This is a genomic window from Edaphobacter aggregans DSM 19364, from assembly GCF_000745965.1.
Lineage (GTDB): Bacteria > Acidobacteriota > Terriglobia > Terriglobales > Acidobacteriaceae > Edaphobacter > Edaphobacter aggregans.
In genome coordinates, this window is sequence record NZ_JQKI01000225.1 from 1 (window position 1) to 6,203 (window position 6,203).

Annotated in this window: 5 protein-coding genes and 1 pseudogene; 2 read left to right on the forward strand and 4 right to left on the reverse strand. The window is 56.7% G+C overall.

Annotated features, from left to right (window positions below; genetic code table 11):
* Positions 1-222: 222 nt before the first annotated feature.
* Positions 223-606: pseudogene (locus tag Q363_RS47205) on the forward strand (transposase); the annotation flags it as partial.
* A gap of 660 nt (positions 607-1,266) precedes the next feature.
* On the opposite strand, the gene Q363_RS30060 reads toward Q363_RS47205, so the two are convergent.
* Both Q363_RS30060 and Q363_RS30065 read right to left on the reverse strand, forming a co-directional pair.
* Complete coding sequence (locus Q363_RS30060) at positions 1,267-1,590, reverse strand: TPR end-of-group domain-containing protein (RefSeq protein ID WP_035358082.1); 324 nt, start codon at positions 1,588-1,590, stop codon at positions 1,267-1,269.
* 35 nt (positions 1,591-1,625) lie between these two features.
* Entirely contained in the window at positions 1,626-3,128 is a 1,503-nt protein-coding gene (locus tag Q363_RS30065; RefSeq protein ID WP_035358084.1) for a winged helix-turn-helix domain-containing tetratricopeptide repeat protein, read from the reverse strand.
* Between the two features lie 242 nt (positions 3,129-3,370).
* Between Q363_RS30065 and Q363_RS30070 the strand changes: the two genes are divergently transcribed.
* Entirely contained in the window at positions 3,371-3,814 is a 444-nt protein-coding gene (locus Q363_RS30070; protein WP_035358087.1) for a hypothetical protein, read from the forward strand.
* Positions 3,815-4,197: 383 nt separating this feature from the next.
* Here the strand turns inward: Q363_RS30070 and Q363_RS30075 are convergent, their stop codons facing one another.
* On the reverse strand, positions 4,198-5,163 hold the full coding sequence (locus Q363_RS30075) for a PDDEXK nuclease domain-containing protein (protein ID WP_084080919.1): 966 nt from the start codon (positions 5,161-5,163) through the stop codon (positions 4,198-4,200).
* Positions 5,164-5,646: 483 nt separating this feature from the next.
* Positions 5,647-6,203: serine hydrolase domain-containing protein (locus tag Q363_RS30080; protein WP_035358089.1), on the reverse strand; the 557-nt coding region annotated here is incomplete at its 5' end.

Below are 6,203 nucleotides of genomic sequence, written 5' to 3' on the forward strand. Positions count from 1 at the left end.
GTCGGCTGGGAGACAGCTGCTAAGCGAACCGATGCGATGGAGAAACTAGTCGACCGCAAGGTCTTCAAGGCCCGTGCCGCCCGCTAGAGAGCCGACCTGATCGACGCGTGGGTTCTACTAGTTTGAGCCCTTTTTCTACTAGTTACGGATCAGGATTTCTACGAGTTAAGGGTAATAATCGTCGGCAAAAGGGCGCTTTTCTACTAGTAAAGGAAAAACGACACCAACCATCGTCTCGTGGCCTTCGAGAACGATCGCGTCTCCTTCCGCTGGCGAGACTATGCTCACGGCGGCAAGCAAAAGGTCATGACCGTTTCCGCCCATGAGTTCCTGCGCCGATTCCTGCTTCACGTCCTGCCCGGCGGTCTGGTTCGCATCCGGCACTTCGGACTCTTCGCCAACCGCAAACGGAGTGCTGAGCTGGAACGTTGCCGCGCACTGCTCGGCATGGCCGCTGCCGTCGATCCGCCGGAGCCACCCAGCCTGCGCTGCCCCGCCTGCTCAGCAATCATGCTGGTCGTCGAACGGCTCACCTGCGCTCAACTTCACTTCCGTGCAAGCCTCACCCCGTCCGAGCCAAGGAGGTGCGGCGATGACAGCTCCTGAGCGCCTCAACCCTCGCCAGTCCGCTATCCATCCCTTCCTACCTCGTGCGCCAGAACGCAACGTCGAAGTGCGCTCGAACTGCGAAAACGACTGTCACAACGCAGCTCCAGAAATGCAGAACACGTCTGCATTTCGCCATGTCACCGGAGTCCATGCTTTCCTAACTCTCGCTCTCCGGCCTTGTAACAGCTCTCCGGCCATCTGCCACCCATTGAAATCCCATAGGTAGATCACCGCGTCCGTCGCAAACGCCAACGGCTCACTTCAAACCGCCCTATCGAAACTGCCCCCAAGGGAACCGCGTTCCTGCCCACCCCATCTGCCGGGCAGTCCCGATAGGGATCTAGCGTTAACCGCCCATATCGCCCTGCGCTGGAATGGTTAGAATGCCTTACATGCTCGGAGCCTTGAGTCATTGCTGAAAGCAGTTGCACCGAAGCTTACCCGGAGGCGGATGCACCCGAATTAGAAACGTTTGCGGCCTTCAACGCTGCAAGTGATCTCTCGAAATTGGCAACGATGATGTGAGGTGTGGGAGATTCATTTCCCAGACGGAACCGGGGAGTACTCACCCTACGCGAAATGACTCAATCGGCTTGATGGGTTCTGTCTGTATGGTCGCCTACGGGACGTTTACCAGCCGACACATAAGCGGCCTGCCTATTCGGTCGGGAATCCGATCTGGCGAATTAGTTCAGCATAGCGTGGCTCGTTACGAATGGAATCGAAATCGGGGTCGACGCGGACCTGCAACAGTCCGAGGTGACGTGTTTTCAGTCCCTGGAACAAGGTGTCCAGCGCTTCTTCCCGCATGCCCGCGAGCACGTATGCGTTTGCCAATACCCATAAGTCCGGTTGGGGACTCTTCAGGATCTCGCCCACGTACTTCCTCGCCATGAATGACATCGCCGCCTCATACCCCTTTTGACGGTACTCACGCAGGTATGCAGGCACCCAGTCACTGTGCCCGTCCAGAGCGAGCATCTGGCTGCATTCGGCAACAGATTCACTGTAGAGCTTCAGGGACCCCAAAACGTAGCAAAGAGCGTCGTGGGCATGATAGGGGTCATACGGAAGCAACTGGCGCGCCGAGGTCGCAGCGCCCTTGTAATCTCGCGCGATGGCGTACTATTTGTGAGTTGCGTTCTCAAGTCCACGCGAGAGGGGTCCAGGGCGAGCGCCTGCTTGCGATGGTTCAATGCCTCTCCTGTGTTGCCCACCGCCCTCCTGAGATAAAACGCGTATGCGGCATGGGCCTCGGGCGAACTGGGATTCAACTGCAAGGCCCGCAGAGCATGTTCGCGGGCTGCGCGCCAGTCCCAATCGTGCGCCAGCTTGATCTGAGCCATGGCGGCGTGGGTTTCCGCAGCTTCGTCGTCCAGCGACAATGCTTGGGTTGCATGCTGCTCAGCCATCCGCCAGGCCTCTTCGTCACCCCCCTGCACCGCACGATGACAATAGAATTCCGCCAGACCGGCGTGTGCCGGGGCATACGAAGGATCCAGCATCGTGGCGCGCTCGAAAAATGTTCGGGCCGCATCGGGAGGACTGGGGGGGTGCAACTCATAGGAGCGGCTCATCTCAAATCGGCCACGAAGGTATGCTTCCACAACCTCTGGTTTGGCGGATTTACGATTGGCGCGGCCAAGTACCTGAATTTGCAGCTCCCGGCCGATACGTTGCGCTATCTCCGATTGGACTGACAGGACATCGCCAACCTGGCGATCGAAGGAATCGGTCCAGAGCGTCCTCCCGTCAGCCATTCGCACCAAGCGCATCGAGATTCGTGTCTGGTCGGCGTAGTGCCGCACACTGCCCTCGAGCAAGTACTGCAAGTCGGATCCTTGGCCGAAATCGGTGATCGCGAACATGCCCTGCCGCATCGTCGCGGACGAAATGTATCTCACCACGCCTAGTCGTTCTGGATTGAGCTGTCCGAGTTGGGTCAGGATTTCATCGGTGAGTCCGTTGACGAAGTAATCCTGCCCAGGATCTCCGCTGAGATTCTGCAGTGGAGCGACCGCGATTATCGCATGGCTTTGATTCTTACCCGAGGGCGGCCGCGTCGCGCGGTGAATTGCGAACACGGTGACAAGGAGGACGGCTGCCAGCCCCGCTGCCACCAGGGCTGGCTTGCCTCTTTTATTGTCCGGCTGTTCGCGAGGGGCCGAGGTGGTTTGCACAAACGATACGGGCGCGACGAAGCGGTATCCCTTTTTAGGAAGTGTCTCGATATATAGCGGTTTGTCAGCCGAATCACCCAGGACGTCCCGCAACTTCATGACAGCAGTGTTCAGGCTATGGTCGAAGTCAACAAAAGTATCCGATGGCCAAAGATACTGCCGCAACTCTTCGCGTGTTACCGCTTGTCCCGCATGCTCCAGCAGGTAGAGAAGAATACGTGAGGATTGTTCACGCAATTTAATCAGGACGCCAGAACGACGCAGTTCTGAGGTTTGCGCATCGAACTCGAATGGCCCGAAACGCCAGATCGTCCCCGCCGTATTCGTTGAAGTGCCCATAATACGAATCCTTGGGCATACGAATCCTTGGGCCTGTGCAGTAGTTTAGCACTCCTCCAACCTCCAACTAAATGCACATCTATTTCTCATCTGTAGATATAAGCTCCAATGAGCCAGCGATTTACATAACAATAGAAATTTGACTTTGGAATTATCTCCTGTGCATTGAGCCCATCAAGGCATGCGGGCAGATTTTGTGCATACAGCGTCAGTCAGTGCTGGCGCCTCAAGGAGGTTCCACCATGTCGCGCCTTTCAACCCTGGCTAGTTTCCTTCTATCCATCCCACTTCTCGCAGGTCCACTATCACTCGTGGCCGCAGCCCAAGCTCCGAAGGGCGTCATTGCAGATGTTCCCTTCGAGTTCTCAGTAAATAACCAGCGCCTGGCTGCAGGCCCCTATCTCGTTTTGTTGAATTCCAGCGGCTTCCTGCTCTTGCGTAATATCAGCACGGGAAAGAGTCAGTTCCTGATGATGTTTCCAGAGTCGACAAATACCATTCAGTCGCAGGGGCGTTTGATCTTTCACCGCTATGGAAGCAGCCATTACCTGTCGCAGGTATGGATCCCAGGCACGACCGAATACCGCAGGTGTGTACAAAGTCGCAGCGAACGACAGACCATACTTGCGGCGAAGAGCGCTTCTCAAGCCAAAGTAGAAGTAGCTCTTAAGTCGCCTACCAAGTAAACTTCTGGACCGGTCGCTATGGCGACCGGCCGTTTATCTATCTGCCCGAGTCCCCGGTCCCCAACTCAACAACAGGTGAAGTCCGTCTCTCCACTACTCCGGCATTCATTGACGGCCTACTCCATGCTATTGAGTCTGGCCGGTTAGTCGGCCATACGGACATTTCAGCGCAGTTCCACGAAACTTCCGGTTTTCGGCGATCCAGAAGTAATCCCGCCAGCCATTATGTTGGTCTATCTGGAAGAAGCAAGGCATCGAGCCTGGTTTTCACTGAATGAGGGTCAGATCAAGATCCTTAACGGAGGTTTTCGGTTGGATGTGGCTACTACCCCATATCCGTCGATTCATGAATTTGCAGTCTCGCTCGCCTTACGCGCGTTAGATCATTGCGATTCTTCAGGTCCGATCCGCTTTGCGAGCGTGTCTCGTTCACGGTCGAGCTCAGCTCGAAGCTCGTCTTCGGAAGGTAGGACGAGCTTATATCTACTGGCGAAAATCTGTTCGTTCTCGTGAAGGACGGAGTAACGCACAACTGAGGCATCTTTATCAGCGCAAAGAATAATTCCCACCGTGGGATTGTCGTCTGAAGCTCGTTTTAGATCGTCCATCATGCGGACGTACATATCCATCTGCCCAATATCTTGATGCGTCAGCTCGCCTGACTTGAGATCAAATAACACGAAGCACTTCAATAGGTAGTTGTAGAAGACTAGGTCGATGTAGAAATCTTTTGACTCTGTGCTGATTCGAAACTGTCTCCCGACGAATGCGAAACCCCGGCCGAGCTCCAAAAGGAAGGACTGCAGATTGTCCAGGAGCGCCCTTTCAAGATCCGCTTCGAGCAGTCTCCCCATTCCAGGAAGACCGAGAAATTCCAGCATCACCGGATCGCGCACGAAATAACGCGCGGTTTGCAGAGGAGCAATACCGCCGTTTGCCTCTTCCTCTACCGCGCTTCGATCGGAGCTCGCGAGCAGGCGTTCATAATAGAGGGTGTTGATCTGCCTCTCCAAGGAGCGTGTCGTCCAGCCTTGGCTTGCAGCTTCTTTCATGTACCATAACCGGGCCGGCTCGCCCTCTACCCGGAGGAGCGTGCGATAGTGAGTCCAACTCAATTCATGACGCAATGCGTCACGAATTGGAAAGGCCTTGTAAAACAGCCTCATATATCTGAGATTCGAGACGTCGAACCCCCTCCCGAATTCCGATGCAAGGGACGAAGCCAAGGTCTGCGGCATTGTTGCAACTCGGGGTACGCCCGCAACTGGCAGCCAACACTGCTGGCAGTGGTCGTGGCCCCTGGTACCTGGCCCGCGCCAAAGCCCTTTCTGTCGGGCTTTCCAACGCATACTTCCGGTCGCTCGGTCTTCCTTCGTTATTCGAGAACTGCTAGCGTAACTTCTCGAACCGCCGTGTACGGACCCGTACGCACGGTGGTGTGGCAGGGGTCGGCAGGCAACTGCCGCCCCTATGCCGATCAAACGCTCTTGCGTCTACCAATCTAGTCGGCCCGAACTTCCCGTAAAGTTTCGCAGGAAGTTCGTTTCAGATTCACGCGGTAGCCATGCCTCAGGCATCTTCGTCATACCAGCGGAGACCAATGCGGTCGCCTGATTGTCGTGCCCATACTCGAAAGGACTCCCCGCTTGGGGAGCCCTTTTGGTTGCCTCTTGTCCTTCTAGGCTGTCACAGCTTCTTCGGAGGAAGGGCTGTTTCCAGGTCCACGGCGACCCGATGGAACTCACCAACCTCGCCGACGATCCCAAGCACGCCGCCACCCGCGCCGAACTGTCCAAACTGTTCAACCGCCTACAGCTAGCCGACCTGAGGAGTCACTTCGACAGGATGTCGAGCGCCTGGTTCGCGATGCCGTCCGGGTTCGCCGTGCCATTGGAGAACACGATCACTCCGATCCCTTTGGCGCGGTTCATCCGCAGCGCCGACGTGTAGCCCGCAACCGCTCCACCGTGCCCGAAGGCGACGTAGCCATCGCGCCGGTCCACTTGGAAGCCGATGCCATAGCCGGAGGTGAGCCCAGTATCGGCCGGGACAATTGTCTGCCTCTCAAATCGATCCAGACTGGCCTTCTTCAACGCCGCATCCGGCCCCTGGCCCATCTCGAACGACGCAAACCGCGCCAGCTCACTCACCGTCGTGTAGATGGCCCCGTTCGGTACCTTGTAGCCTCGCCCGTTCTTGTTCTCCCGTTCTGGCGTATCGGAGTCCACTTTGCCGGGCCCCATCACCTGATACCCCTTCGCAAGGTGCGTCGCCATCTGCGCGTTCCACTCCATCGCCGAATGCGTCATTCCCAGTGGCGCGAAGATATGCTTGGGCACGTACTCCACGTACGGCTCGCCGGCGGCGCGTGACAGTGCCGCGCCCAGAA